General features: G+C 68.0%; 26 protein-coding genes. 9 read left to right on the top strand and 17 right to left on the bottom strand.

The genetic code is table 11. The features are described 5' to 3' along the window. Positions 1 to 120 precede the first annotated feature (120 nt). Complete coding sequence (locus tag VMT65_RS03580; protein ID WP_326306465.1) at positions 121 to 297, top strand: hypothetical protein; 177 nt, start codon at positions 121 to 123, stop codon at positions 295 to 297. Between the two features lie 40 nt (positions 298 to 337). Continuing rightward, positions 338 to 631 carry a 4a-hydroxytetrahydrobiopterin dehydratase gene (locus VMT65_RS03575; RefSeq protein WP_326306464.1) on the top strand — a complete coding sequence of 98 codons (294 nt, stop codon included), beginning with the start codon at positions 338 to 340 and terminating at the stop codon, positions 629 to 631. Here the strand turns inward: VMT65_RS03575 and VMT65_RS03570 are convergent. Then, positions 573 to 1,802: a mannosyltransferase gene (locus VMT65_RS03570; RefSeq protein WP_326306463.1), complete on the bottom strand. Its 1,230-nt coding sequence runs from the start codon at positions 1,800 to 1,802 to the stop codon at positions 573 to 575. The genes VMT65_RS03575 and VMT65_RS03570 overlap by 59 nt on opposite strands. Positions 1,803 to 1,954: 152 nt before the next feature. Continuing rightward, entirely contained in the window at positions 1,955 to 3,274 is a 1,320-nt protein-coding gene (locus VMT65_RS03565; RefSeq protein ID WP_326306462.1) for a mannosyltransferase, read from the bottom strand. Between the two features lie 234 nt (positions 3,275 to 3,508). Between VMT65_RS03565 and VMT65_RS03560 the strand changes: the two genes are divergently transcribed. After that, complete coding sequence (locus VMT65_RS03560) at positions 3,509 to 4,261, top strand: Rv1157c family protein (protein ID WP_326306461.1); 753 nt, start codon at positions 3,509 to 3,511, stop codon at positions 4,259 to 4,261. 111 nt (positions 4,262 to 4,372) lie between these two features. Next, positions 4,373 to 4,738 carry a hypothetical protein gene (locus VMT65_RS03555; RefSeq protein ID WP_326306460.1) on the top strand — a complete coding sequence of 122 codons (366 nt, stop codon included), beginning with the start codon at positions 4,373 to 4,375 and terminating at the stop codon, positions 4,736 to 4,738. Between the two features lie 27 nt (positions 4,739 to 4,765). Here VMT65_RS03555 and VMT65_RS03550 read toward each other — a convergent pair whose 3' ends face one another. The 4 genes from VMT65_RS03550 to VMT65_RS03535 all read right to left on the bottom strand — a co-directional run bounded on the left by VMT65_RS03550 (position 4,766) and on the right by VMT65_RS03535 (position 11,599). Next, positions 4,766 to 5,494 (bottom strand): DUF1906 domain-containing protein, encoded by a 729-nt coding sequence (locus tag VMT65_RS03550; RefSeq protein ID WP_326306459.1) that lies wholly within the window; start codon positions 5,492 to 5,494, stop codon positions 4,766 to 4,768. 279 nt (positions 5,495 to 5,773) lie between these two features. Next, positions 5,774 to 6,994: a hypothetical protein gene (locus tag VMT65_RS03545; protein ID WP_326306458.1), complete on the bottom strand. Its 1,221-nt coding sequence runs from the start codon at positions 6,992 to 6,994 to the stop codon at positions 5,774 to 5,776. A 157-nt stretch (positions 6,995 to 7,151) separates the two neighbouring features. Then, complete coding sequence (locus tag VMT65_RS03540; protein ID WP_326306457.1) at positions 7,152 to 7,808, bottom strand: CHAP domain-containing protein; 657 nt, start codon at positions 7,806 to 7,808, stop codon at positions 7,152 to 7,154. Positions 7,809 to 7,900: 92 nt separating this feature from the next. After that, the gene (locus tag VMT65_RS03535; RefSeq protein ID WP_326306456.1) at positions 7,901 to 11,599 is read right to left on the bottom strand and encodes a BTAD domain-containing putative transcriptional regulator; all 3,699 of its coding nucleotides are present in this window, start codon (positions 11,597 to 11,599) and stop codon (positions 7,901 to 7,903) included. A 149-nt stretch (positions 11,600 to 11,748) separates the two neighbouring features. On the opposite strand from VMT65_RS03535, the gene VMT65_RS03530 reads away from it, so the two are divergent. Next, complete coding sequence (locus VMT65_RS03530) at positions 11,749 to 12,225, top strand: MmyB family transcriptional regulator (RefSeq protein WP_326306455.1); 477 nt, start codon at positions 11,749 to 11,751, stop codon at positions 12,223 to 12,225. Positions 12,226 to 12,235: 10 nt separating this feature from the next. Here VMT65_RS03530 and VMT65_RS03525 read toward each other — a convergent pair whose 3' ends face one another. The 6 genes from VMT65_RS03525 to VMT65_RS03500 form a co-directional block, all read right to left on the bottom strand. Then, on the bottom strand, positions 12,236 to 12,760 hold the full coding sequence (locus VMT65_RS03525) for a hypothetical protein (RefSeq protein ID WP_326306454.1): 525 nt from the start codon (positions 12,758 to 12,760) through the stop codon (positions 12,236 to 12,238). A 119-nt stretch (positions 12,761 to 12,879) separates the two neighbouring features. Next, a complete protein-coding gene (locus tag VMT65_RS03520; RefSeq protein WP_326306453.1) occupies positions 12,880 to 13,566 on the bottom strand; it encodes a GNAT family N-acetyltransferase in 687 nt (228 codons plus the stop codon). 14 nt (positions 13,567 to 13,580) lie between these two features. Continuing rightward, a complete protein-coding gene (locus VMT65_RS03515) occupies positions 13,581 to 13,781 on the bottom strand; it encodes a hypothetical protein (protein WP_326306452.1) in 201 nt (66 codons plus the stop codon). Between the two features lie 103 nt (positions 13,782 to 13,884). Continuing rightward, positions 13,885 to 14,385 (bottom strand): nucleoside deaminase, encoded by a 501-nt coding sequence (locus VMT65_RS03510; protein ID WP_326306451.1) that lies wholly within the window; start codon positions 14,383 to 14,385, stop codon positions 13,885 to 13,887. 18 nt (positions 14,386 to 14,403) lie between these two features. Then, on the bottom strand, positions 14,404 to 15,483 hold the full coding sequence (gene ychF / locus VMT65_RS03505) for a redox-regulated ATPase YchF (protein ID WP_326306450.1): 1,080 nt from the start codon (positions 15,481 to 15,483) through the stop codon (positions 14,404 to 14,406). Positions 15,484 to 15,544: 61 nt separating this feature from the next. After that, positions 15,545 to 16,174 (bottom strand): TIGR03086 family metal-binding protein, encoded by a 630-nt coding sequence (locus VMT65_RS03500; RefSeq protein ID WP_326306449.1) that lies wholly within the window; start codon positions 16,172 to 16,174, stop codon positions 15,545 to 15,547. 100 nt (positions 16,175 to 16,274) lie between these two features. On the opposite strand from VMT65_RS03500, the gene VMT65_RS03495 reads away from it, so the two are divergent. Next, entirely contained in the window at positions 16,275 to 17,228 is a 954-nt protein-coding gene (locus tag VMT65_RS03495) for a helix-turn-helix transcriptional regulator (protein ID WP_326306448.1), read from the top strand. Positions 17,229 to 17,251: 23 nt separating this feature from the next. Here the strand turns inward: VMT65_RS03495 and VMT65_RS03490 are convergent, their stop codons facing one another. Both VMT65_RS03490 and VMT65_RS03485 read right to left on the bottom strand, forming a co-directional pair. Then, positions 17,252 to 18,268: a S1 family peptidase gene (locus VMT65_RS03490; protein WP_326306447.1), complete on the bottom strand. Its 1,017-nt coding sequence runs from the start codon at positions 18,266 to 18,268 to the stop codon at positions 17,252 to 17,254. A 56-nt stretch (positions 18,269 to 18,324) separates the two neighbouring features. Continuing rightward, positions 18,325 to 19,227 carry a LysR family transcriptional regulator gene (locus tag VMT65_RS03485; protein WP_326306446.1) on the bottom strand — a complete coding sequence of 301 codons (903 nt, stop codon included), beginning with the start codon at positions 19,225 to 19,227 and terminating at the stop codon, positions 18,325 to 18,327. Between the two features lie 91 nt (positions 19,228 to 19,318). On the opposite strand from VMT65_RS03485, the gene VMT65_RS03480 reads away from it, so the two are divergent. Continuing rightward, entirely contained in the window at positions 19,319 to 19,660 is a 342-nt protein-coding gene (locus VMT65_RS03480; RefSeq protein WP_326306445.1) for an EthD family reductase, read from the top strand. A 28-nt stretch (positions 19,661 to 19,688) separates the two neighbouring features. On the opposite strand, the gene VMT65_RS03475 is transcribed toward VMT65_RS03480, so the two are convergent. From VMT65_RS03475 to VMT65_RS03465, 3 genes are read right to left on the bottom strand one after another with little or no spacing between them, the layout of a single operon-like run. Next, a complete protein-coding gene (locus VMT65_RS03475) occupies positions 19,689 to 20,519 on the bottom strand; it encodes a carbohydrate ABC transporter permease (protein WP_326306444.1) in 831 nt (276 codons plus the stop codon). After that, positions 20,516 to 21,409 carry a carbohydrate ABC transporter permease gene (locus VMT65_RS03470; RefSeq protein WP_326306443.1) on the bottom strand — a complete coding sequence of 298 codons (894 nt, stop codon included), beginning with the start codon at positions 21,407 to 21,409 and terminating at the stop codon, positions 20,516 to 20,518. Before VMT65_RS03470 ends, VMT65_RS03475 begins: the two co-directional genes overlap by 4 nt. Continuing rightward, a complete protein-coding gene (locus tag VMT65_RS03465; protein ID WP_326306442.1) occupies positions 21,406 to 22,800 on the bottom strand; it encodes an ABC transporter substrate-binding protein in 1,395 nt (464 codons plus the stop codon). Before VMT65_RS03465 ends, VMT65_RS03470 begins: the two co-directional genes overlap by 4 nt. Positions 22,801 to 23,166: 366 nt before the next feature. Here VMT65_RS03465 and VMT65_RS03460 point away from each other — a divergent pair, with 366 nt between their 5' ends. Both VMT65_RS03460 and VMT65_RS03455 read left to right on the top strand, forming a co-directional pair. Further along, entirely contained in the window at positions 23,167 to 25,494 is a 2,328-nt protein-coding gene (locus tag VMT65_RS03460) for a carbon starvation CstA family protein (RefSeq protein WP_326306441.1), read from the top strand. A gap of 27 nt (positions 25,495 to 25,521) precedes the next feature. Next, positions 25,522 to 25,761: a YbdD/YjiX family protein gene (locus tag VMT65_RS03455; protein ID WP_442790162.1), complete on the top strand. Its 240-nt coding sequence runs from the start codon at positions 25,522 to 25,524 to the stop codon at positions 25,759 to 25,761. The last annotated feature ends 3 nt before the right edge of the window (positions 25,762 to 25,764 follow it).

The raw sequence follows: 25,764 nt of genomic DNA, 5'->3' as shown, positions 1-25,764 counted from the left end.
ATGCGTGGGTTTGCCTACTTCGAGACATGGCGAACTCCACCGGGCATGCGGCGAGCTACACATTACCGGGAGTACGAAGTCACACGTTCAACGGGCTGAGGTTAGGTTAAGCTAACCAACATGGGCAAGGTGAAGGCGAAGGACGTTTCGGGTCTGAAGCCGAAGAAGAAGTGCTGCCGCAAGAAGACGCGGTGCGTGAAATGCCCCGTCGTCATCATGCGCATGAAAAAGGCCGAGGCCCAGGGCTGCTGCGGCAAGGAGCTCAAGAAGTGCCTGAAAGCCGCTCGCGCTGCCTGAAATTCCCCCGCGCCGCCCGAATCCGGAGTAGACCGGGGTTATGAGTCCCGCGCTGCTCTCCGAAGACGACATCGCCAAGGCCCTCACCGAACTGCCCGACTGGACCCGGGAGGGCGACGCCATCACCCGCACCATCGAGGCCGCCTCGTTCCTGGCGGGCATCGAACTGGTGCGCCGGGTGGCCACCGCGGCCGAGGCCGCCGACCACCATCCCGATATCGATATCCGCTGGCGGCGGGTCACTTTCACGCTCTCGACCCACTCCGCCGGCGGCCTCACGCCACTGGACTTGGCTCTAGCTCGCGAGATCGATCGACTGCACGCTCAGGGCTGACCCGCCGCAGTCGGCCGACCGCGATGATCCAGACGAACAGGGCCAGCACGCCGAGCGCGTTGGCCGCGCCCAGCCACGCCAGGTACCACGGACGCGAGATGTCCCACATGGACTTCTGCAGCGTCCCCAGGAACCAGGAGATGCCCATCACGGTGTTGAACAGCCAGAACGCGGCCATCAGGCGCGCGCCCACGGCATCCTCGAGCGGACCGTAGCGCAGCCACAGCACCAACGGGATGAGGCAGATCCAGTGGTGCGACCACGAGATCGGCGCGGCCATCATGCCGAACAGCTGCACGATGATCAGCGCGCCCAGCCGGTCGTCGGAACGCAGTGCGCGCCAGGCGAAGAAGGCCAGCACGGCCGTGACCAGCACCGCCGACTTCCACAGCAGCCCGGAGCCGATATCGTGCCCGGCCAGGCGGGTGAGCGCGCCGCGCAGCGACTGGTTGATCACCGAGCCGACCGGTCCGATGCGGTGCGGGTCCTCGACCAGCTCCCCGAAGTACCTGTTGGTCTCCTTCGGCACGAGCAAGTAGGTCAGGCCGATGCTCGCGAGGAAGGCCACCACCGAGGCCACCACCGCGAGCCACTGCCGACGGGCCACGAAATACAGCCCGGTCACCGCCGGGGTCAGCTTGACGCCCGCGGACAGACCGACCAGCAGGCCCTGCACCCACCAGCGCGCGCTGCGCGCCGCGAGCATGGCCGGGAGCACCAGGAACACATTGACCTGGCCGTAGTCGAGGGTGGATCGCACCGGCTCGAGCCACATTCCGGCCGCGGTCCAGGCGACCGCGGCGGTGCGCCACTTCTGTTCGCGCATGGCGTCGCGGCCGACCATCAGCTCGAGCGCGATCCACACGATGCCGAACAGTGCCGCGGCGGTCGCGATCAGCCATCCCGCGGCTACCACGTCGAAGGGCAGGAAATGCAGGGGATACAGCAGAAATGCTGCGAAAGGGGGATAGGTGAACGGCAGCGGAAATTGTGGTGACCGACTCGAATCGGTCCAGTCGTAGAGGTTTCCGTTGAAAAGATTCGCCGACCCCTCCACGTAGACGTGCAAGTCCACCAGGATCAGGTTGCTCGGCCAGAACAGCGCCCACGCCACGCGGACCAGCACCGAGAAGACCAGCGCGGCAACGGCAAGGTGGAAACGTCTGTTCACAGCATGGACTTTCGAGTCGGATGGATCACCGACCGGAGTTCACGGCTGGCGAATGCGGCTTGCGGAGTGTCGACAACCGTAGTCGCACAATGGATTACCCGCTTCACCCCAAAAATGAGGGCATCGCGGAACCCCCCGCCCGAATACTTATATCACCGGCCGGAGGACTGATGGTCATATGACCGATTCAGTGACCGATTGAGGCGCGCCCGTCCGACCCGGATGATCCACAGGTAGAGCGCCAGCACACCCAGCACATCCACCGCGCCCAGCCAGGACAGGATGCCAGGGCGGGAGATGGTCCAGATCGACTTTTGGAAAAATCCGAGCACCCACGGCACCCCGACGAGTGTCACCACCAACCAGTACCCGGCCAGCACCCGTGCGCCCGCGGCCTCCCGCAGCGGGCCGTAGATCAGCCACAGGATCACCGGGATGAGCCAGATCCAGTGGTGGGACCAGGAGATGGGCGACACCATGAGCCCGAACAGCTCCACGATGATGAGCGTGCCGAGGCGGTCGTCGGAATCCAGTGCGCGCCAGGCGAAGAAGGCGAGCACGGCGGTGAGCAATACCGCGGCAATCCACGGTGGGCCCGACACCACGTCGTGGCCGAGGATGCGGCTGAGCGCGCCGCGCAGCGACTGATTGGTCGAGGAGGCGACCGGGCCGATGCGGCGCGCGTCGCCGAGCAGCTCCTTGAAGTACTTGTTCGTCTCGTCCGGCGAGATCAACCAGGTCAGCAGAATGGTCGCGACGAACACGACCGCCGCCCAGACCGCGTCGAGCCAGCGCCTGCGCGCCAGGAAATACAGACCGGTGACCGCCGGGATCAGCTTGACCCCCGCCGCGATGCCTACCAATGTCCCGCCCACGTACCAGGCGCTGCGCACCGCGACCATGGCGAGCAGCACCAGGAACACATTGACCTGGCCGTAGTCGAAGGTGGACCGCACCGGTTCGAGCCACATGGCGATCGCGGTCCACGCGATCGCGGCGGTGCGCCAGTTCGCCTCGCGCATGCCCTCGGTCCCCACGAGCATCTCGAACGACAGCCACACCACACCGAACAGCGCCGCCATCGTGGCCAGCAGCCAACCGATGGCAACCACCGTGAACGGCAGGAAGTGCAGCGGATAGAAGACGAGCGCCGCGAACGGTGGATAGGTGAACGGCAGCGGAAAGTCCGGCGTCTTACTGGAATCGGTGTAATCGTAGAGGTGGCCGCTGCCGAAGTTCGCCGAGCCGTCGACGTAGACGTGCAGGTCCACGAAGTTCATGCCATTGGGCAGCAGCAGCACCCAGGCCAGGCGGGCCAGCACCGAGAGTGCGAGCGCCGCGACCGCCAGTCGGCGGTTTCGAAGCATGGGATTCACAGGACGTGTCGATTCACGGCACGGACTTTCGGCTCGGGCGGACCGCGGGCAGGACTGAGCGTAGTCGTACCGCCGAGCGACTCGCGCAGCTCCCATGTATCACCGCTCACATCCGGTAACATTTGCATCAACGACCACAGGAGTAACACCTCTTCTGGTCGCCTGTTCGATACCGTCAGCTGATCTAGTTCGCCAAGATCGCACCGTGGCTGTACAACTTGGCAGCCCGGTCCCTAGAGTGGCGCGGAGCGATGGCTCCATCGCCGCTAGATGTCCCTGAAGGTAAGGACGGCTACACCAGTGCTTCGCACCCGAGGATCGCGGTTCGCAATGTCCGCGCTGGCCCTGGCGGCCTGCGCCACCGTCGCCGTGCCGACGGCCTACGCGAAGCCCGCGACGGCACAGCCCATCTCGTCGATTCCCATGATCCCCGAAGGGGTTCCGGTCGACGCCTTGGCCTCGCTGGTCCCCGCCATCGTCGGCGCGGCCACCGGTCCCGCCGATATCGCCGATCCCGGCCCCAAGAACGCCATCCTCGCTCAGGCCAAGCAGCTGCTGGAGAACAGCAACCTGCCCGCGCAGGTGAAGACCACGCTGCTCGCGGTCATCACCTTCCTCGACGGCAGCGGCGGTGGCGGCCCGGACATTCCGAAGGACGGCCCGGTCATCGCCCAGTTCCTGTGGCCGACCATCGGCAAGGGCTGCATCTCCTCCTCCGCCGACTCGGTGGGTACCGCGCTGGCCGTCCCCGGCCCGGCGCAGCTGCCCCCGCCCGGACCGGCCCAGGGCCAGGCCGGTTTCGTGTTCACCGCGCTGGGCACCAAGCAGCCCACCGATGTTCAGCCCACCCCGATGACGGTGCAGTGGCTGAACCTGGACACCCGCGCCAGCGGCACCATGAACCTCACCAATGAGCAGCACATCAACCCCGATGGTCCGGCCACCCTCTCGGCCATCGCCAATACCGGCACCGGCCGCGTGGTCGCCGTGGTCTCGGGTTCGCTGACCACCCAGGCCGACCCGGAGTCGCAGCCCATTACCTGCTCCTTCCTCCCCACCATCGGCTTCTTCACCGTTACGTAGCGGTCGGCCGCCGATAGCGAAGAGTTTCGCCCCCGTTCTCCCCCATGATCATCGGGGAAGGCCGGGGGCGAAATCGTTGGTCGAGGCGTTGGGCTGTGGTAGACCGGGGCTATGGCCGCTGTGACTCACCCTGTGCGGGGACTGCATTCGCGCCGATCGATCCTCTCGATTCGTTCGGAGGGATCGATCCTGTCGATCGGCTCGGCCTATTCGATCCTGTCCATCGGCAGCGTGGGTTCGGTGCTGTCGATCGGGTCGGTGGGCTCCTTCGGCTCGATTATTTCCTCGGCCTCGTTCGGCAGCCTCGGGTCTGCCTTCTCGGGCTTGTCCCGCTGGTCCCTGTTCTCCTGGGCCGGTGACCGTCAGAGCTTCAGCGACGGCCGCGACGAGGACGAGGCCGACCGCCACTTCACGCTGCGCGTGGTCCCCGAGGAACCGGATCTGGCGTTCGACCCGACCTGCCACTGCCAGACCTAACCCACCTCTTGCTCCGAAAGGTGCGAATTACCACCACTGGCCGTACTGCGGGGCCAGGACGGAGTTGACGTCCACCGAGATGCCTCCCACCTCGCGCTTGTCGATCTCGAACTGGTGCAGGTGGGCGGCGGGGTGGACGTAGCCCTTCGGGGTGCCCCAATTGTGTTGCCAGTAGTACGAACCCAGCCCGACGTCGCGAATATTGTCGATGGTCGGCGAGTTGGCGTAGACGCCGGTGCGCGCCCGGCCGATGACCGTTTCCCAGCCCCGCAGGTACGGGTCGATCAGCTTCTCGAATTCCTCGTCGCTGGGGTTGTCGTCGATGGAGGCGTAGATCGGCGCGCTGTCGGGCCCGCCGGCCGCCTTGTGCAGCACCAATCCCCGTGCGGCGTGCCGCAATCCGGCCTCGTAGCCGCCGCGCCAGTCGGCGGTCGGGCCCTTGCCGAACTGGTAGCAGGAGACCACGGACAGGCCCGCGGCGCGCAGCGCGTCGACCTCGCGGGCCTGCAGGGGTTTGCCTTCCATCCATTCCGCGCCCGGTCGCCGGTCCGAGACGTAGCGAATGACGCCGACATGGCCGTCGTCGCTGATGGATTGGGCCGAGGGAACTCCTCCGGCGTAGTCGAGCAGGGTGCCCAACGATTGCTTTTTCGCGCTGGCGGTGGCGGGCGGGAGGGTCAGTCCGGCGGTGATTCCGGTGGCGAGAACCGCTGCGCCGGATAGGAAGTTCCGTCGATTGACATGGACAGCACACATCGCAGGCTCCTTCGCAACACACTCGCTGGTCGATCCGTTTGGAACATGAGCCATCAAGAGCGAAGCGGCGTGCCCGGCGCACCTTCCCCGATGAACAACAAGATCATCCGTGCGCCGGGAGCCCTGAACGTGCCCTCATTTCACCATATTCACATTGGAATCGCCAGACTCATCGAACACAGCGGCACCATATGTCACATCGCGGCAAAACCGGGCAGCCGCGCCGAAGCAGCGAATGAACAGCTATCGAGTCACTCGGGCCAAGGGCACCCGGGTCACTCAGACCCGGGTGGACTCCAGACGCGCGCCCACGTCGATGGTCCGCCGCGACACGTCGGCGACCTCGGTGCGCACCACCCGCGCCACCTGCGAGGCGATCTGCTTGCGCATCCCGGCCAGCTTGCCCAGCGCGGCGGCCCGCCAGCCCTCGGCGGTCATCTCCAGATCGATATCGCCCGCGCGCGGCGGCACCGCGTCGATGACGATCAGCAGCGGGTCCGCGGCGCGCGCCGTGAGCGCCACCGGCACCTGCACCTCGGCGCGATAGCGATTGGTCTTCAGCACATCCACGGCAATGTCGAGGCTCACCGGAATGGTGAGATCGAAGCGCACCAGGGCGGGATCGTGGTCGTGCGCGTTGGCCGCGGCGGCCTGCGCCGATTCGGCTGCGGCCTTGGGCAATTCGGCGATGCGCGGCTCGGGTGGCGCGATGGCGGTCAGGGGCGCGGCCTCGGCCACCCGGGGCAGCCGCACGCTGCCCTGCACGCGCACCTCGGCCTTGTCGCCGGGTCCGGTGCGCAGCGGCCCGACCTCGATGGTCTTGCCCGCCATGGACTCGACCACCTCCTGCACCCGTTCCGCGGTGACGATGCGGGTGAAGAAGCGGCGGCCGAACTCGTCGTAGCCGATCCAGTCGTGGGTGGGCCGCCCGCGATAGGGCGAGCGGGTGTTGTTGAGGATGGCCTCCACGTCGAAGGTGCGGCCGCGCTGCGAATCCGGATCGGCCAGAATGCCGTTGATGCGGTTGGCGACCTCGCGCTGCACCAGCTGCGCGATGGGGTTGAGCAGCAGTTCCCAGGCGGTGCCGATGGCCTGCGCGCGCATGACGAAGCTGACGTCGCGGGAGGTGACCGGGGGAATGTCGATGACGATGAGCAGCGGGTCGGCGGTGCGCGCGTGCATGGTGAGGTCGATTTCCACGACCGCCTCCAGCCGCAGGCGCTGACCGCCCAGGGTCACATCGACCCGCAGTTTCACCGGGAGCATGACGTCGAAGTGCACGTGCGGCCCGCGCCGGATGACGGTGGGTTTGCCGATGCTGCCCTTGGCCACGAAGCGGGCGAGTCCGGCAGGTCCGATTCCGAAGGGGCCGATGGTGATACCGCGCCCGGCCACGCTGGAGACCGCCGATTCGATCCGGGATTCCGTTACCGCCGCCGCCACGAAACGTTCGCCGAATTCGGCGTAATCGATCCAGGTCGGTTCGTCGGACGGCGTCATCCAGCTTCTTTCGTCGGGCGGGGACCCCTGTCCTGCCGATGAGGGGGCAGCAGGACAGGGATCGATCGACGACGCTGCCGGGCGCCGCCGAAACCCATCGTAAGCGGAAGATGCGCCCAGGAGTACACCCCGCCCCGCGTGTTTCCAGAATGTGGAATCAGCGTGTTCCCAATCGCCCGAATCCGACCAGCCCCGTTGTGCCGGATGGGCGGAATTTGTGGATGGCGACACCACCGGATTCTCCGGCCTCATTGCCACCTACCGTGGTGATGATATCCGAATCTACGGCAATCACAATATTCGTGTGTTGATGGAAGACACTGGAATCCGCGTACATGACCACGTCCCCGACCCGGGGTAGATATCCGTTGTTCGCCTGCTCGAAACGATGTTGGCCCCGGTAGTACTCCTCCAAGGTGTATACACCGGGGATTCGCCAGGATCCGGAATTCGGATTGCTCAAAGGTTGTCCGGAGGCGCGCATCACCCAGCTGACGAAGTCCGCGCACCAGGGCTCGTCATTGCCCTCGGAGTATTTGTCCCGTCCGCTCTGTTCGTCGAATTGCTGACGCAGCACCTCGACCACCCGGGCCTGTTCGGGACCCAGAGCGGCGGTGTCGATGTCCGGAAAGTCGTGCAGCAGCCGCCCGTCCATGGCCCGGGGACCGTAGGGCTCCTCGTGCCGGTGGTGCTGCCACCAGCGCACCCCGACCACTCCCCCACCGGTCAGCGCCGAAATCACCACCAGCGCAACGGTTCCCATCATCAGCCAGCGGCGACGACGGCGCGGCCCACGCTCCGGTTCGACTGTCATACGGTCAGCCTCGACTGTCATACGGTCCTCCCCCGTTCCGGCCGTCCCTCGGCCCTACCCAGTAGGACGCGCCAGCGGACCGTGAAGTTCCCTCAGGATCGGCGCACCAGGCGGCTGCGGCCCATCGGCCCCAGGCGGCTGGCCCGCATGAGACCCACGCCGGGCGGAGCGAGTTCGATCAGGTCGGCCTGCAGCCGGGCCTGCAGCGCCTCGGCCTCGGCCCGGTGGTGGGCGGCCTGCTCGTGGTCGCCGAGGTAGCTCGCCAGCTCGGCCAGGACGTAGTCCATGGGTCCGAGCACCGCCGCCCCGGTCTCCAGACCGCAGACCGTGCCCGCATAGGGCAGCAGCTGCCGGTAGACGGTCAGCGCGGCCGCCGGATCCTCGAGGGCGATGGCCAGCCGGGCCTTCACCGCGGTGAACGTCGACCAGAACTGCGGGGCCAGCGCGGGCGCGGCGGCCAGCACCCGCCGGGCCTCCTCCGCCCTTCCCGAATGCACCAGGGCCAGTGCGTAACCGTGGACGAACAGTTCGGGTTTGAGCGCGGTGCGTTCGCGCAGGTCCACGAGATATTCCGACATGTCGTTGCGCAGCCAGCCGATGGAGACGGCGATGCCCACGTGCAGCGCGTTCGGATCGCGGGTCGGTTCGGCCGCGCCCTCGCCGGAGTGCGCGACCAGATCGTCCAGATCCGCCGCGCCCTCGGCGAGCAGGCGCATGACCTCGTCGGTATTGCCGCGCAACAACTCCAGCACCATTCCGAACGGCGCGATGGCGTCGAGCAGATGCCGCAGTTGGCCGTCGGTGGCGTATTCGCTGGCCTTGCGGGCGTGTTCGGCCGCATCGACCAGGTCGGCGTCGGCGAGGCTGGCGCGGAACAGCAGATAGTGCGCCAGCGCCCGGAATTCGGTGAGCTCGGCCTGGGTCGACACCCGGAGTAGTTGTTCCGCATGCCTTTTCAGGTCGTGCGCCCGCAGGAATCCGCCCGCGGCGAAGGCGGCGAAGGCCTGCGCGTTGAGGACGGTGCACAGCAGATCCGGGTCGCCGAGCCCCTCGGCCATGGTCATGGCGGTGGCGGCGATGATCCGGGCCGTGGAGGGGTCCTCGATGGCCCGATCGAAAACGGCGGTGACCAGCAACTGAATTCGGGTCCGCGCCGGTAGGTCCGGGTCCGCGGAGGCCACCCGCAGCGGCTCCCGAATCCGTGGATCGGGGGTGTGCCAGTCGTGCACCGACCAGATCAGCGGTGTCGGCCAGCAGGTGGCCGCCCGGGCGAGCAGCTCCGCGCCGCCGATCGATTCGGCCAGATCCAGGGCCTGCTCCCGGGCCGCCCGCGCGGCGATGTGCTGTCCGTCGTAGGCCAGCGCCACCACCAGTTCACACCGCGCCTCGAGCACCGCCAGCCGATCCGCGAGCGCGGCACCGCCGCCGGCGTGCCCGGCCAGATCGTGCAGCGCCAGCACCGAACGCCACCGGCGCACCGCATCGGCGCGCATCCGCCGCTCCACACACCGCCGGGCGGCGGCCCGCACGTAAGGCAGTGCCACGGTGGCGGTTTCGGCATCCGCACCCAACGCCGCATGGTGGGCCAGCGCATCGATATCACGACCGCGCGGAACATACACTTCCTCGTGGACCGAACCCACGCCCGCGAGGGCGAGTTCGGACCCGGCGGCACCGGCCTCGTCGGGCGGCGTGCTCGGGTCCGTCGCGACCTCGTCTGCTCCGCGCAGCGCCGACAATGCCCGATCGTCGCGGTGGATTACCGCCGGTCGCGGCGAACCGAGTAGGGCCGCGACCAGATGGTCCGCGCCCCACAGCGCGTTGAGCACCCGATTCTCTACGCGCGCGGCGTCTTCCGCGGTCGCGGCGGCATTCGCGTCGGACGCGGCGGCGGATCGGCTCGCATGCCGCCCGCTCGAATCGGATCGGTCGCTCGCTTCGGTTGCGCGACGCAGATATTCGAAGGCGGCCCAGTGCATTCGAGTTCGGCGCAGGGTGGGTACGTCGTAGTAGACCGCCTCGCGGACCAGGGCGTGGTCGAAGGTGACCCGGCCCGCGCGGTCGGTGCGCAGCAGGCGCGCGGACTCCGCGGTGGCGATGAGGTCGATCACGGTGTCGGCGGGGAGGTCGGCCGCGGCGGCGAGGGTTGTGATATCGCTGTCCTCGCCCCAGACCGACAGGTGGCGCAGCAGATCCACGACGTCGTCGGGGAGTTGGGCGATGCGGCGGCCGAGCAGATCGCGGACGCTGTCGGGGAGGGCGTCGGTGGTGCCCTGGGTGGCAACGAGTTTGGCGAGCTCGCGCACGAACAGCGGATTGCCGCCGGTGCGGCGGCGCAACAGCTCGACGGTGCGGTCGTCGAGGGTGGTGAGTCCGGCGGCGGCCGCGGCCCGTCGGGTGCCGGCCATGTCCAGGCCGTCGAGGTCGATGCGGTCGGCGGTGAAAAGCGCCAGGGCCGCGGCGGTGTCGCGGACGCCGGGGCCCGCCTCGGTGCCGCGCAGGGTGGCGACGATGAGGATGGGGCGGTCCCGCAGCCAGTTCACCACCTGGCGCAGCACCTGCAGGGTGGCGGTGTCCGCGCCGTGCACGTCCTCGAGCACGATGGCGATGGGTGTGCCCGCCGAGCGTTCGCGACAGGACCGGACCACGCGCCGGGCCAGGGTGAAAGCGTCGGCGGCGGTGAAGGTTTCGGGGTCGGCGGCGTCGAGTCCGGTGAGCACTTCGGCCCAGGCCCAGGCGGGCGGCGCGGATTCGACCTCCGGGCAGCGTCCGAACACGGTGGTCCAGCCGCGCTCGCCCAGGTGCCCGGTGATGCCGGTGGCGAGGGTCGTCTTCCCGGCACCGGCCTCGCCGGACACCCAGACCAGGCGCACCTGCCCCGCGCCCGCGGTCTCGGCGGCCGCCAGGATGGCCTGCCGCTGCGGCCCATATCCGGTGTCCGGCACGGGTTCCGGATCCGGCCGGGGCTCGGGTTCGGGCGGCCGGACCGGTGCGAGCGGGACGACGGCCTCGGTGTCCACCGAGTGGGTGAGGATGGCCGTCTCCAGATCCCGCAGTCCCGGACCGGGATCCACGCCGAACTCCAGCGTCAGGAATTCGCGGCTGCGGCGGACGGTGGCGAGCGCGTCCAGCGACTGTCCCAGTCGGTACTGGGCGACGGCCAGCAGCCGCGCGCACTCCTCGCGTCCCGGATGCTCCTCGAGAATGGGCCGCAGCGCCAGCACCACCTCGGCGGGCCGGTTCAGCTCCAGCGCCGCCTGGGCCCGCAGTTCGGCCGCGGTCAGGCGCAGGGCCTGTAGTCGAGCGGCTTCCTGTGCCGCCCACGGCATTCCGGGGAACGATTCGAATCCGGTGCCGTGCCAGCACGCCAGGGCGGCGTCGAGCACCCGCACCTGTTCGAGGGGGTCGGGCCGCCCGGCCGGGTCGCGCATGGCGGCCTCGTGCCCGTGCAGCAGTTGTTCGAAGTGCCAGGAATCCACTTGTGACGGCTCGAGATTGAGCGCGTACCCGTGGGATTCGGAGACGATGACGCGCGAATGCGCGCGCCGCGGCCGGTCCGGTTCGAACACCCGGCGCAGATTGTGGATGTAGACCTGGAGCGCGGCAACGGCTTTGGCGGGCGGGTCACCGTGCCACAGATCGTCGATGAGCCGTTCGGTGGGCACCACCCGGCCACCGGCCGCGACCAGCCGTCCCAGCACCGCGCACTGCATGGGCGCGCCCGGGGGCACGCGCTGTCCGTCGATGCTGATGTGCAGTGGGCCCAGCACCCCGATCCGTATGAGTGCCATGCCGCCGTGCGACCCCCAAAGCCCACTTCGAATAAAACCAAACAGGATCCTCTCAATATGGCAGAAATTCTGCTAGATCGCCCTGTCTTGTGATCCGGCTTAACTCGATACGAAGTCGCTGTGAAGAGTTGTCCCGCACACTGCCCAGGGTGTTCGAATCCACTCCGCCGCCGGACGCCGATCTCACGGTGTTGCACAGCCTTCCGCATCCGGCCTGCCTGCACGACGGCGGCTACGACGTGGTCGCCGCGAACGAACCCTTCCGCAAACTGTTCCCCGGGACGGGCGCGGGCGCGAACCTCATGACGGCGATCCTGCTCGAGCCCATGGCCCGCTATCGGCTCGGCGACTGGGAAGCCGAAGCGCAGGTGATGGTTTCGACCTTCCGCGCGGCCGCGCCCGGACTGCGGCCCGAGCGAGTGGAGGAGATCGTCAATCTGGCCCGCCGCTCACCGGACTGGGATCGACTCTGGCACAACGAGGGCGTGGCGGTCCTCCCGCGCGAGCGCACGGTGCTGATGAACGATCCGGTCACCCGCAAGGAGCGCCGGATGTACGTGCAGACCTTCGAGTTTCAGGCGCCGCGACGCCCCTGGTGGATGTTGACGGTCGTGCCGTTCGACTGACGGGCGTCGTTCAGGCCTGGGCGGCAGGCACTTCGAACCACCCGTCCTCGGGCGCGGCGAAGCCGTGGTACATGAGCGGGATGCGGCGGTCGACGCCGAAATGCCGGTACACCGCGAGCATGGCGGTGCGCACGGCGTGATCGTGGAAGTCGTCGATGCGCCGCGCCCCGAGCCAGTGCTCGGGCAGCAGGGCCAGGCGCGTCATCTCGTCCGGGTCGTCCATGTCCAGACCGACCGGTCCCGGATCGACGATGAAGTGATCGTGCAGCACCGCGTGCACGGTGTGCGGATCGTGCTGCCCGGCGCGCAGCGCCAGGAACCGGACGCGGATGGCGGGTGAGCCGTGCGCCTGCAACCAGTCCACGTGATGCGGGTTGCGGCGCGGAATCGACCTGCCGGACAGCGGCGTTTGCTCGACCACGTGCAATACGCTCGCGCCGGGCACCCGGGGTTCAGGGACGAGGAACAGGCTGAGCACCGGGGAGCCGGAGTCGCTGTCGCAGAGGCAGACCTTGGTGCGCATGGGGTCGGGCATGCGCCGCTCCTTATCGGGGGAGGGTTGCTGGCGTCGTCATCCGAGTTGTGCCGCGGCGTCGAGTTGGCAGACTCGGACAGATCTTTCCTCGACGCCCGACCGTTGCAACACTCGGAATTCTACGCCCCGACCAGCCTGCCGCGACTGCCCCGCCGGGCCGGCTGTGCCGCCAGCTGGCCCTCGATGGTGGCCCGGACAGTCGGCCACTCCTCGTCCAGGATCGAGTAGAAGGCGGTGCTGCGCACCTCGCCGTCCAGCCCGCGCGAATGCGCCCGGCGCACCCCGTCGCTGGTGGCGCCCAGCCGCTCGATCGCCATGCGGGAGCGCAGGTTTCGCACATCGGCCCGCATGGCGATGCGCCGGACCCGCCACACCTCGAAGGCATGCTGCAACAGCAGCAGCTTGGACTCCAGGTTGATGCCCGCGCCGCGGGCCTCCCGGGACAGCCAGGTATTGCCGATCTCGGCGGCGTCGGGCACCGCGAGCAGCGGATCGCCGTTCGGGGTGCCGTGCACCAGCGGCCACACCACCGGACCCTGCCAATAGTCGAAGCGGGTGAACCGGGTGGACCCCAGCACCCGCCCACCGGCGACCGCGATGATGGCGAAGGCCAGCGAGGTGCCCGAGGCGTGCCCGGACAACGCCTGGGCCACATATTCCAGCGCCTCGTCCACTCCGTGCGGGACAGGCGTGAACGCGTAGTCGTCGCGATTCCCCGCAGCAGCCTCCGCGAGCCCCGAGGCGTGCTGCGGCGCAAGGGGTTCCAGCCGTACCAGACGGCCGGTCAGAGTTACGGGTACGGGCACGTTCCCTCGATCTTTCAGAGACGGTCGGGGGCTCGCGTCAGGCAATGGCCGCCCCGGCCACACACTCCGGAATCGACGAACCAGCCCTGGCGCGCCAGTAGCAGCATCGGATAGTGGGATGAACGATAGCGGAACACCAGCGCACCGCGCCGCAGGCGGCATGTAAATTTCATGCGCTCCGCCCGCGCGTCGCGCACTTGTTTCACAGGTGTCATTCAGCCACCTCCGCCGACCACCCCCGCAACCCCCTGGCGACCGCCGCCCGGAACGCCGTCGAGGCGAATACCTATGCGCTGGAAGGTATTCCTACGCCGCGGTTCAGTTCCAGAAGCCGTCGTGCACGGCGCGCGCCTGCGCGAGCTCGACCGGACCGATCACCGGCACCGCGCGCTGCCCCGCCGCGAAAACCTCCCGACACGGCAGGGCCATGGTCGGATTCTCCGGATTCGCACCGGTCAGCGCCAACAGCTCGGCCTCACCGAGGGCATAGACCACCCGCCCGATATTTCCCCAATAGATGGCCCCGGCACACATGGCACAGGGTTCGGTACTGGTGTAAAGCGTGCAGCCACGCAGAAACTCGGGCTCGAAGGCGGCCGTCGCCGCCCGCACCAGATTCGTCTCCGCGTGCCCGGTCGCATCCCGAGCCGTCACCACCGTGTTCTCGGCTTCCAGCAACACCCTGCCGTCGGGCCCCGCGAGCACCGCCCCGAAGGGATGATTCCCACCCGCACGCGACCGCCGCGCAATGGCGACGGCCGCCACCAGATTTCGGATATCGGCCTCGGTCGGCACGACCTCGTCCGCCCCGACACTCATCCCCGAATTCCCACCGACTCAGACGTTGAAGCGGAATTCCACGACGTCGCCGTCGGCCATGACGTAGTCCTTGCCTTCCATGCGGACCTTGCCTGCGGCCTTGGCGGCGGCCATGGAACCCGCCTCGACGAGGTCGGTGAAGGCGACGATTTCGGCCTTGATGAAGCCGCGTTCGAAGTCGGTGTGGATGACGCCGGCGGCCTTGGGGGCGGTGTCGCCCTGGTGGATGGTCCAGGCGCGGGCTTCCTTGGGACCGGCGGTGAGGTAGGTCTGCAGGCCGAGGGTGTGGAAACCGGCGCGGGCCAGGGCGTGCAGGCCGGGCTCGGTCTGGCCGATGGACTCCAGGAGTTCGAGGGCGGATTCCTCGTCGAGTTCGAGGAGTTCGGCCTCGACCTTGGCGTCGAGGAAGACGGCGTCGGCGGGGGCGACGGCGGCCTTCAGCTCGGCCTTGCGGGCCTCGTCGGTCAGCACCGACTCGTCGGCATTGAAGACGTAGAGGAACGGCTTGATGGTGAGCAGCGAGAGTTCCTTCAGCAGCTCGGTATCCACCTGGGCGCGCGCGGCGAAGAGGGTCTTGCCGCTGTTGAGGATCTCCTGCGCCTGCTTGGCGGCGTCGGCGACCGGCTTGCGGTCCTTCTTGACCTTGGCTTCCTTGTCGAGCCGGACGACCGCCTTCTCCAGGGTCTGCAGGTCGGCCAGGATGAGTTCGGTCTCGATGACCTCGATATCGGAGAGCGGGTCGACCTTGCCGTCGACGTGGATCACGTCGTCGTCGGCGAAGACACGCACCACCTGGCAGATGGCATCGGCCTCACGGATGTTCGCCAGGAACTTGTTGCCCAGGCCCGCGCCCTCGGACGCGCCCTTCACGATGCCCGCGATATCGACGAACGACACCACGGCCGGAACGATCCGCTCGGAACCGAAGATCTCGGCCAGCTTGTTCAACCGCGAATCCGGCAGCGGCACCACGCCGACATTCGGCTCGATGGTGGCGAACGGGTAGTTCGCGGCCAGCACGTCATTGCGCGTCAGGGCGTTGAACAGCGTCGACTTTCCGACGTTGGGCAGGCCGACGATTCCGAGGGTGAGACTCACGAGAGTGGGAGTCTACCCGGACCGCCGGCCCGCTCCATCACCGCAGGTCCGGGCGCTGGATTCAGAACCGGGGCGTGCGACCGAGGTAGGCCAGCAGTTCGGCGACCACCGGGGTGTCGGTCGCGGGGACCTCGGTGACGATCGGGGCGAAGACGCCGTAATCGCGCAGCGGCTCGATGAGTCCGCGAGCGGCGGTCAGCAACTGACCCGCCAGCTCGTCGGTCAGCGGGGAGGGCTGGCCGGTGCCGATGGCGATGTCCCAGGCGTGCACGGCGGCGTCGAGGGCGCACATGACCGCGGCGACGGGGGTCGGCAGCTCGCCGTGCGGCAGCGGGGTGGGCACGGATTCGGTGTCGTCGGAGACGGTGGCCCAGGCGGTCTCGGTGGGTTCGATTGCGGCGGTGACCAATTCGACCGCACCGCCCTCGATGACGCCGGACGGCTCGAAGGGGTTGTAGGACGGGCCGTCCCCGATGCCGAGGAACTTGGCGTAGGCCAGCTGATCGCCCGCGGCGTGCTGAACCACCTGCGCCACGGTCCATTCCGAGCAGGGGGTGGGGTTGTTCCACTGGTCCGCGCCGACCCCGGCGACGACCTCGGCGAGCGCACGGTGGGCGGCGGCGACCGCTTCGCGCCAGACCGGGGCGAGGGCGACGGCGGGGGTGGTCTCGGTCTGCGGGTTGGTGCTCATTGTTCTTGCCTCTCAGGTCGTTTCGATCCGTTGAGATAAAGGTATGGCCCAATTAGGCTTGTTTTCTTCCTAATAGACCCGCCGATCGAAGGGCGTAGCTGTGACCTCCACCACAACGCGGCTGCTGCGCCTGCTCTCCCTGCTTCAGAACGGCACCCACACCGGTCGTGACCTGGCCGAACGCCTTTCGGTCAGCGATCGGACCCTGCGTCAGGACATTGCCCGGCTGCGCGAACTGGGCTATCCGGTCCAGGCCGCCCGCGGCCCCGTCGGCGGCTACCGGCTCGGGCACGGCGCGACCATGCCGCCGCTGCTGCTCGACGACGAGGAGGCGGTGGCCGTGGCGGCGGCCATGAACATCGCCGCCGACGGGAGCACCGGAATCGCGGATATCCACGCCAATCTCGAGCGCGCCCAGGCCAAGATGGACCGCATCCTCCCGAAACGCCTGCAACGCAAGGTGACCGCCCTCCGCTCGGTGACCGATCTCGGCCCCGCCGTCACCGGCTCCCGGGAACCCGACGCCCCGGTCCCCGCCGAAACCCTCGCCACCTTGGCCACCGCCATCCGCGCCACGACGACCGTCCGCGCCGACGACCACGACCTCGAGCCCTACCGCCTGATCAGCTGGCAACGCCGCTGGTACCTCGTCGCCTACTCCCTCGACTCCCACACCTGGCGGGCGCTGCCGGTGGCCAACCTCACCCGAATCACCTCGGGCGAGCGCCATTTCGCGCCGCGACCGCTCCCGGATTCCGACCTGGTCGCCTTCGTGCTCCGCGAAATCGCCTCCACCGGTTGGCAAGTCCACGCCCGCGTGACCATCCTCGCCCCCGCCGACACGGTCATCGCCCACATCAACCCGACGGTCGGCGTGGTGGAGCCCCTCGACGAGAAATCCTGCCTCCTCCTGACGGGAGCCGACCGCCTCGAGACCATCGTCATCTACCTGTCCATGCTCATGATGGACTTCCGCGTCGACGATCCCCCGGAACTGGTCGCCCACATCCGCACCCTCGCCCGCCGCTACACCGCCGCCACCGCTCCGGAGTGAAAGTCCCTCGGGTACAGCAACTCTCAACCGAACCGGATCTGGAATCCCGGATTCTCGGCGAGAACGTCGGCGACCGATTGGGCGATCATCGTGAGTTGGGGGTAGGCGCGCATGATCGCGTCGACCAGGGGCGCGAGACGTTCGAAGGCGGGGCGGCCGTCTCCGGCCAGGAAGCGCTTGCCGATCTGATCCAGCGGCGGCGGGAGGGGTGCGGTGTGGACGGGATCCGGTTTGTCCGTGGGGAATTGGTACGGGTCGTCGGTGTAGCCGCCGCGGCTGACGATGCCCATCGCGAGCGTGCCCGAGAAGAGCGCTCCGCCACTGTCTCCGGGGAGGGACAGCGCGGTGTGCGTGAAGCGGATCGGTGGGCGGTGCGGGTCGGGCTGGTCGACGGCGAGGATGATGCCGCAGGTGAATCCGGTGGTGGAGCCGTACTTGCACACCGGTTCGCCGACCGCGGGGATGCCGACGCCGGTGATCGGTATGGCACCGTCCGGGGTACGAACCATGTTGTTGCGGAACGAGTCCCGCTTGCCGTCGGCGATTCGCACGATGGCGTAATCGCGCACCCCGTCCATTACCGACTTCTCGAACACGCCGACTTGCGCACCGGTCTTCATCGCGGGCGTGGCCTCGAAGGTGCGGCCCTCCGCGGTGCTCGGCGGATGGTCCTCCGTCGCGGCATCGCAGTGCCCCGCCGTCAACGCGGCCGAATTGCCCTCCGCGTCAACGGCATTGAACGCCCATGAGCACGCGTACCCCGCATCGGTGACAAATCGATCACCCCCATCGACCGGAACGGCCGAATCCGCGGCGTCATCCCCCACTTCGACCCCCGCCACCCGCTGCGTCGACTCCGACCACCGCGAATACTCCCCCACATCCACCCCCAAATCCCGCTCGATCGCCGCGACCAACCCCGGCGGCATCCCCGCGCCGGGTTCCGCGACCGCATGCCCCGGCCCGGCCGCCAGTACCCCCACCACCGCCACCAAGGCGAAACCCGCGCACCCAACCCGCCGCCCCACACAGTTGGCCATACGAACCAACGTAAACCCGGACAGACCGCCCGAAGCGGAATTCGTTCGGGCGCGTGTCAGTCCGGGAGCCAGTGCAGCTCGTCCGCCAGGGTTCTGGCGACGGCGCGGAGGCGGCGGTGTGGTGGCGACTGCACGCGCGGGAGGACCAGGTGGATGGTCAGCGGAGGTGCGCCCCGCAGCGGCCGCCAGGTGAGACCTGCCGGTTGTGTCGTCAGCGCGGTCTCACCGGCCGGGGCGAGCGTGAGCCCGTCGCGTAGGTCGTGTTGCGACAGGTCGAAAGAGACCGCGAGCGTGCGGAATCGGGGGTTCGGCCGGGCGTCGCGGAACAGTGCGGAGAGCTGATCGTGGATCACGGGGTTGGCCGCACGGTCGGGAAGTCGCAGCGGATACGCGGCCGCCGCGGCGATCTCGATCTCCGGACGGTCGGCCAGCGGATGATGCGCCACCATTTGGACCCCGAGGCGCACCCGCCGCAGCGGGAACCGGCGCACGCCGCGACCCGGCTGTTCACCGCGGGTGATCCCCGCGTCGATGCGCCCGTCGGCGACCGCGGCGGAGATCTCCGGCGTCGCCATCGGAACCGCGCCGACCTCGAGTCCCGGGCTGCTGCGAATCAGCCTGTCCACCAGCGTCGGTACGGTCTCGGCCCCGGCGCTGAGGCTGTATCCGAGGCGCAGCGTGCCCAGCGCCCCGGCCCCCGCGTTCCGGGCGGTGTCCCAGGCCCGGTCCAGCGCCGCCAGCGCGGGCGGCGCGGACTCCGCCAAAGCCGCACCGGCCGCGGTCAATTCGACGCTGCGCGTATTACGAACCAGCAGGGCCGTACCGAGTTCGGCCTCCAGTCGGCGCATTCGGGCACTGAGCGCGGGCTGCGCGATACCGATCCGGGCGGCCGCGCGGGTGAAGTTCAGCTCCTGCGCCAGCACCAGAAAGTACCGCAGGCTCACGGTGTCCGGTGCCACGCGCCCTCCCCACCGATTGATAACGAACCGTTCTGAGTCTATCGCGTCCCGGTCTTTCCCTCGACCACGCATCGGGCCCTAACCTGCGCATATGACGATTCAACCGACCGCGGTGGCGGCGGGGCACAGGCTGCTGGTCCTCTATCCCAGGCCCGTCGACCCCGACCACTTCCGCGACTACTACGTGACCAAGCATCTCCCCCTGGTCCGGGAGATGCCCGGACTGCTCGCGTGCCGCTACAGCTTCGACGTGGCGGCGACCAATGGAGCAGCGCCCTACTTCGCGATCTTCGAAGCCGATTTCGCCGACGCCGACGCCCTGGCCGCGGCTCAGGCGTCGCCGCAAGGCAAGCGGGCGGGCGCCGATGTCGTCAACTACGCCACCGGCGGTGTGGTCGTTCTCGACTACCCGCTGCGAGACGGCACCCGCTGAGGCGCAACGGCATGCTCTCCGGCCGGGTCTAGCGACCGCCGAGGCCGGAGAGCGCTATGCCCCGAATGAAGGCGCGTTGGGCTATCGCGTAGATGACGAGCAGGGGAAGCAGGATGACCGTCGCCGCGGCCATCAGCAGCGGCCAGTTGGTGGTGTATTGGCCTTGCAGACGGATGAGGCCGAGGGTGGCGGTGGCGTAGGAGTTGCGTTGGATCATGATCAGGGGCCAGAGGAAGTCGTTCCAGACCGTGATCCAGGTGAGGACGGCCAAGACCATCACGGCGGGCTTGGTGTGGGGTAAGAGGACACGCCAGTAGATCTGCCACGGGGTGCATCCGTCGAGGGTGGCGGCTTCCTCCAATTCCATTGGGAGGGTTTGGAAGAACTGGCGCATGAGATAGGTGCCGAAGGCGCTGCCGAACATGCCGGGGACAATCATCGACCAGGGGGTGTCCATCCAGCCGAAGGCCCGCATGAGCAGGAACTGCGGGATGACGGTGACGGTGAGCGGGACCATGAGGGTCGCGAGATAGCCGAGGAAGAGAGCCTCGCGGCCGGGGAAGCGGAGGCGGGCGAAGGCGTAGCCCGCCAGGGAGCAGAAGAAGACCTGGCCCGCGGTGACGCAGGCGGCGTAGAGGACCGTATTGAGCAGCATGCGGCCCAGGGGGATGACCTCGAAAGCCTCACGGTAGTTCGACCATTGGGGGCGGGACGGGAGGGGCGCCGCGTCGAGCAGTTCGCCGTCGGGTTTCAGGGAGGCCGAGATCGACCAGAGGATGGGAGTCAGCGCACACCAGGCCACGGCGATGAGGGCCAGGTAGGTGAGCGCCCCGACGACCAGGCGACGCGACGCGCTCACCGGTCGGCCTCCGCCCGGCGCGCGAGCCATTGCTGGATCACCGTGAACGCCAACAGGATTGCGAAGATCACCCAGGCCAGGGCCGAGGCGTAGCCGACCTCGTAGAAGCGGAAGGCGTTCTGGAACAGCATGATTCCCAGGACGTAGGTGCCGGTCTCCGGGCCGCCGTTGCTTCCGGTGAGGGCGTAGGCCTGGTCGAAGGCCTGCACGGCATTGATGATGGTGATGACGAGCACGAACGACAGGGCACCGCGAATCAAGGGCACGGTGATCGACCGGAAGCGGCGCCACGCGCTCGCACCATCGATTTTGGCTGCCTCGTAGAGGTTTTCGGGGACGCCCTGCATGGCGGCCAACAGAATCACGGTGGCGAAGGGCACCGACTTCCAGACCGTGACCAGACTCAGCGAGACCAGGGCCCATTGCGGATCGGTCAACCAGGGCACCGGACCGAGGCCGATCCACCCCAGCACGATATTGGCCAGGCCGTCGTCACTGGCGAAGATGAAGCGGAACACCACCGCCATGGCCACGGTCGAGGCCACCAGCGGTAGGAACGCCACGGTTCGAAACAGGCCGATGCCGCGCAGTTTTCGATTCAACAGCCCCGCCACCGCGAGGCTGACCGCGATGGTCGGCACGAGAGTGAGCAGTGTGAAGACCGCCGTGTTCCGCAGCGCGATATAGAACAACGGGTCATCGGAGAACAGTCGCCGATAGTTGTCGATCCCGACATAGCGGGGTGGACTGAACAGATCCCAGGAGTGAAAGCTCAAATACAGCGAAAACCCCAGCGGAAAAAGCAGAAACACCAGAATCGACGCCAGATTCGGTGCGACGAACAGTCTTCCGGCGCGAGCCCGCCGACGATCCAGCGCCGATCCCCTCATACCGCCGCCCCCAGCAGCTGATCGATGTCGGCGCTGGTCTGCCCGCCCAGCGATACCGCCGTCGCCGCACCGCGCAGCACCCGATTGCACCCGCGCTCCAACAGCGCCTCGACCTTGCCCCACAGGGGCGTCACCGCGAGCGGCCGCGAATTCTCCGGCCCCTCGGTGAACACCTCGAGATTGCGCAGCCCCGGATGCGCCGCGGCGAAACCGGGCGAGCCCATGGCCGACCGCAGCACCGGCACGAACAGCCCGGACTCGGCGATGATCGCCTGCCCCTCCGGCCCGGTCGCGAATTTCACGAATTCCCAAGCCTGTTCGCGCCGCGGACTGGCCGCCGCGATGGCCAGCCCGGTACTGCCGATATCGGTGATCGCCCCGGGCCCGCCGTGCGGCCCGACCGGCAGCACCGTCACGTCGACATCCAGATCGTCGCGCCCGGCGAATTCCGAATACAGCCAATGCCCACCCATGAGCATGGCGGCGCGCCCGCTCCGGAACAGGTCCTGCGCCGAAACCGATTGCCGGTCACCGACACTGGGCGCGACACCGTGCCGCACCGCCAGGTCGGCATAGAACTGCAGCCCCTCCGCGAACCGCGCATCACCGAGATTGGTCCGGGTGGGCCGCACCGGCGGGCTGAACCATTCGCAGCCATTGTTCATTCCGAAGCAGGCCGCGGAGAAATACGGCACCCAGGCGTCGACGAAACCCCACTGCCGGGTTCGCCCGTCCGGATCGCGATGCGTCAATCGCTGTGCGGCCGTGAGGAATTCGGAGAACGTCCAAGCCTGCGACCAGCGGACCGGCGGCCGAATCCCCGCCTCGTCGAACAGCTTCCGGTTGTAGTAGACGAACACCCCCGACCACTGCTCCGGCAACGCGTACTGCCCGCCGTCCCACACGAACGTATCGCGCAGCGTCGCATACCCGTCCGCCCGGAGGCGGGCGGCGTACTCCGGATCCCGATCGAGGAATTCGCGCAGGTCCACCAGCACACCGCGATCCGCGAGCCCGGCGTACAGCAGCTCCCACGCCATCAGCACGTCCGGGCACTTCCCCCCGGCACAGTAGGTCAGCATCTGCTGCAACGGATCCGGCCCCGACATGATGGTGCGAATTCGGATATCGGGTCGCCGCCGCTGGAATTCGTCGATGATGCGCAGCCGCGCCCGGGCCTCCTCGGGCCGCGCCTGGAAGAAGAACGTGACCGCGTCGTCGTCCCCGCCCGCGCATCCGGTCGCCCCGAGGCCGCCGGAGACCCCGAACAGCCCCGCCAGTCCGGCCGAGCGCAGCAGGGTACGCCGATCGAATCCGCCGCGCGCGCCGTCGTTTTCCCGCCCGGGGCCGCCGCGCTCCCGCGCGAGCGTGGAGCGGAACGGCTGCGGCATCGCGTCTCCTCAGGTCGCGGGTGGTCGCGGCGGACGCGACGGGGCGATGGGGCGGCGACGGCGGCCGAAGAAGATATATCTCCGTGAACTAAATGAACTAATCACACTCGCCGTGACCTGGATCTCGAACAGCATGGCAGCATACGGGGAGCTACCCGCGACACGTGGAGAACACGCGAACTCGCGGGTGCCTTTCCGGACCGCACCACCCCGTCGCGCCCGGCGCAGCGTCCCCCGGGCCACCCGTACCCGGCGGTCCGATACGTACAGATCGGCTGTTTCAAAGCCGATTCGGGCTCGTGTCGGTTGAGCTACGTTGTCCACAATTCAGTTAGAAACCGCTGTACCGCACGGGAGAGTTGTCGCATGGCGACCATTGAATATCTCCGGACGGATCCCGACCTACCTCCGGTAGGCGTCGTGGACCGGACGCCCCTGTCGCCCAGGAAGAAGGGCATCTTCGCCGCGATCGCGGTGATCGGAGCGATCGCCTGGGCGATCCTCGCTTTCGCGCGCGGGGAGAACGTCAACGCGGTGTGGATCGTGGTCGCCGCCATCTGCACCTATGTGCTCGCGTATCAGTTCTACGCCCGGCTCATCGAATTCAAGATCACCAAGCCGCGCGATGACGTCGCCACTCCGGCCGAGGCCATGGAGAACGGCAAGGACTACATGCCGATGGACCGCCGGGTCCTGTTCGGCCACCACTTCGCCGCCATCGCGGGCGCGGGCCCGCTGGTCGGCCCGGTGCTCGCCGCACAGATGGGCTACCTGCCCGGCACCATCTGGATCATTGTCGGCGTGGTGCTGGCCGGCGCCGTCCAGGACTACCTGGTGCTGTGGGCGTCGGTGAAGCGCCGCGGCCGCTCGCTGGGCCAGATGGCCCGCGACGAACTCGGCGTGGTCGGCGGTGTCGCGGCCATCATCGCGGTGCTGGTGATCATGATGATCCTGCTCGCGGTGCTGGGCATCGTCGTGGTCAATGCCCTCGCGGCGACGCCGAATCCGAAGACCGGTGTGCTCGAGGGCGGCAGCCCCTGGGGCGTGTTCTCGATCTCGATGACCATCCCGATCGCCCTGTTCATGGGCCTGTACCTGCGCTACCTGCGCCCCGGCAAGGTCGGCGAGGTGTCGATCATCGGCTTCGCACTGCTGTTGCTGGCCATCATCTCCGGCAACTGGGTGGCCGGATCCGGTTGGGGCCGTGACGCGTTCACGCTGTCGGGCACCACCATCTCCTGGATGCTGATCATCTACGGCTTCATCGCCTCGGTGCTGCCGGTGTGGATGCTGCTCGCCCCGCGCGACTACCTGTCCACGTTCATGAAGATCGGCACCATCACCCTGCTGGCGCTGGGCGTCATCGTCACCATGCCGGTGCTGAAGGCCCCCGCGGTCTCCCAGTTCGCGAGCAACTCCAACGGTCCGTCCTTCGCGGGCAGCCTGTTCCCGTTCCTGTTCATCACCATCGCCTGCGGTGCGCTCTCGGGCTTCCACGCGCTGGTGTCCTCGGGCACCACGCCCAAGCTGTTGGAGAAGCAGTCGCAGGCGCGCATGATCGGCTACGGCGGCATGCTCATGGAGTCGTTCGTGGCGGTGATGGCGATCATCGCGGCCTCGATCCTCGACCAGCACCTGTACTTCGCCATCAACAGCCCGAACCTGACCTCCGCGCAGGCCGCGGCCGACAGCGTGAACAAGCTCGGGCTCAGCGGTGACCCGGCCACGGCCCAGTACTTCACCGATGTCGCGCAGGGCGTCGGCGAGTCCAAGGTCTACTCGCGCACCGGTGGCGCGCCGACCCTGGCCATCGGCATGACCGAGGTGATGCACAAGTTCATCGGCGGCAACAGCCTCAAGGCGTTCTGGTACCACTTCGCCATCATGTTCGAGGCGCTGTTCATCCTCACCACCATCGACGCGGGCACCCGTGTCGCGCGGTTCATGCTCTCGGATTCGCTGGGCAATCTGGGCGGCGCGGCCAAGAAGTTCCGTGACCCGTCGTGGTGGCCGGGCGTGTTCATCTGCTCGGGCATCGTGGTGGCCGCGTGGGGTTCGGTGCTGCTCATGGGCGTCACCGACCCGCTGGGCGGCATCAACACCCTCTACCCGCTCTTCGGCATCTCCAACCAGCTGCTGGCGGCCATCGCATTGACCGTGGTGCTGGCCATCGTGGTGAAGAAGGGCCTGGTCAAGTGGGCCTGGATTCCGGCGTTGCCGCTGGTGTGGGACCTGATCGTCACCATGACGGCCTCGTTCCAGAAGATCTTCTCCGGCGACCCGAAGATCGGCTACTGGACGCTGCACCACAACACCATCAAGCAGCACGACACCTATGTCGCCGCGCGCGACGCCGGGCAGCTGCCCAAGGGCATCGCGAGTGTGGATCTGCTGAACACCCAGATCCACAACACCGAGAAGATCATTCGCAACACCTTCATCCAGGGCACCCTGTCGATCGTGTTCGCGGTGATGGTGTTGATCGTGGCCCTGGTCGGCGTGTGGGTCTGTGTCAAGGCCATCCGCAATGGCGGCGGCGAGACGACCGAGTCGCCGGAGGAGCCGTCGAAGATCTTCGGCCCGAGCGGATTCCTCGCCTCCAAGACGGAGAAGGAAGTCCAGCAGCAGTGGGACGACCTGATCGCCGAGGGCAAGGTCAAGGCACCCGGCTCGGCCTCGGTGTTGAGTCACTGAGATGCCCAAGAGGTCACTGACGTGCCGATGAGCACCTTCGACGCCCCGCCGACCGCAGGCCCCCTGCGGTCGGCGGGGCTCGCCCTGGTTCGGGCCCTGAAAGCCCTTGTCTGGTGGTTCAACTCGATCCTGGGCGGCAACGACTACCGGCGTTACGTCCAGCACCTTCGGCTGCGACACCCCGGCTGCGAAATCCCCTCCGAGCGGGACTATTGGCGCGACCGCCACGATGCCGCGGCCCGAAATCCGGGCAATCGCTGCTGCTAGGCC

The organism is Nocardia sp. CDC153 (assembly GCF_035818515.1).
Lineage (GTDB): Bacteria > Actinomycetota > Actinomycetes > Mycobacteriales > Mycobacteriaceae > Nocardia.
This window is presented reverse-complemented; position numbering and strand designations above follow the sequence as displayed.

Excerpts from the sequence above, each read along its gene's own strand:
- VMT65_RS03580 (WP_326306465.1), top strand. The coding sequence starts at position 121 with ATGGGCAAGGTGAAGGCGAAGGACGTTTCGGGTCTGAAGCCGAAGAAG.
- VMT65_RS03575 (WP_326306464.1), top strand. The coding sequence starts at position 338 with ATGAGTCCCGCGCTGCTCTCCGAAGACGACATCGCCAAGGCCCTCACC.
- VMT65_RS03565 (WP_326306462.1), bottom strand. The coding sequence starts at position 3,274 with ATGGGAGCTGCGCGAGTCGCTCGGCGGTACGACTACGCTCAGTCCTGC.
- VMT65_RS03560 (WP_326306461.1), top strand. The coding sequence starts at position 3,509 with ATGTCCGCGCTGGCCCTGGCGGCCTGCGCCACCGTCGCCGTGCCGACG.
- VMT65_RS03555 (WP_326306460.1), top strand. The coding sequence starts at position 4,373 with ATGGCCGCTGTGACTCACCCTGTGCGGGGACTGCATTCGCGCCGATCG.
- VMT65_RS03550 (WP_326306459.1), bottom strand. The coding sequence starts at position 5,494 with ATGTGTGCTGTCCATGTCAATCGACGGAACTTCCTATCCGGCGCAGCG.
- VMT65_RS03545 (WP_326306458.1), bottom strand. The coding sequence starts at position 6,994 with ATGACGCCGTCCGACGAACCGACCTGGATCGATTACGCCGAATTCGGC.
- VMT65_RS03540 (WP_326306457.1), bottom strand. The coding sequence starts at position 7,808 with ATGACAGTCGAACCGGAGCGTGGGCCGCGCCGTCGTCGCCGCTGGCTG.
- VMT65_RS03535 (WP_326306456.1), bottom strand. The coding sequence starts at position 11,599 with ATGGCACTCATACGGATCGGGGTGCTGGGCCCACTGCACATCAGCATC.
- VMT65_RS03525 (WP_326306454.1), bottom strand. The coding sequence starts at position 12,760 with ATGCCCGACCCCATGCGCACCAAGGTCTGCCTCTGCGACAGCGACTCC.
- VMT65_RS03515 (WP_326306452.1), bottom strand. The coding sequence starts at position 13,781 with ATGACACCTGTGAAACAAGTGCGCGACGCGCGGGCGGAGCGCATGAAA.
- VMT65_RS03510 (WP_326306451.1), bottom strand. The coding sequence starts at position 14,385 with ATGAGTGTCGGGGCGGACGAGGTCGTGCCGACCGAGGCCGATATCCGA.
- VMT65_RS03500 (WP_326306449.1), bottom strand. The coding sequence starts at position 16,174 with ATGAGCACCAACCCGCAGACCGAGACCACCCCCGCCGTCGCCCTCGCC.
- VMT65_RS03490 (WP_326306447.1), bottom strand. The coding sequence starts at position 18,268 with ATGGCCAACTGTGTGGGGCGGCGGGTTGGGTGCGCGGGTTTCGCCTTG.
- VMT65_RS03480 (WP_326306445.1), top strand. The coding sequence starts at position 19,319 with ATGACGATTCAACCGACCGCGGTGGCGGCGGGGCACAGGCTGCTGGTC.
- VMT65_RS03470 (WP_326306443.1), bottom strand. The coding sequence starts at position 21,409 with ATGAGGGGATCGGCGCTGGATCGTCGGCGGGCTCGCGCCGGAAGACTG.
- VMT65_RS03465 (WP_326306442.1), bottom strand. The coding sequence starts at position 22,800 with ATGCCGCAGCCGTTCCGCTCCACGCTCGCGCGGGAGCGCGGCGGCCCC.
- VMT65_RS03460 (WP_326306441.1), top strand. The coding sequence starts at position 23,167 with ATGGCGACCATTGAATATCTCCGGACGGATCCCGACCTACCTCCGGTA.
- VMT65_RS03455 (WP_442790162.1), top strand. The coding sequence starts at position 25,522 with ATGAGCACCTTCGACGCCCCGCCGACCGCAGGCCCCCTGCGGTCGGCG.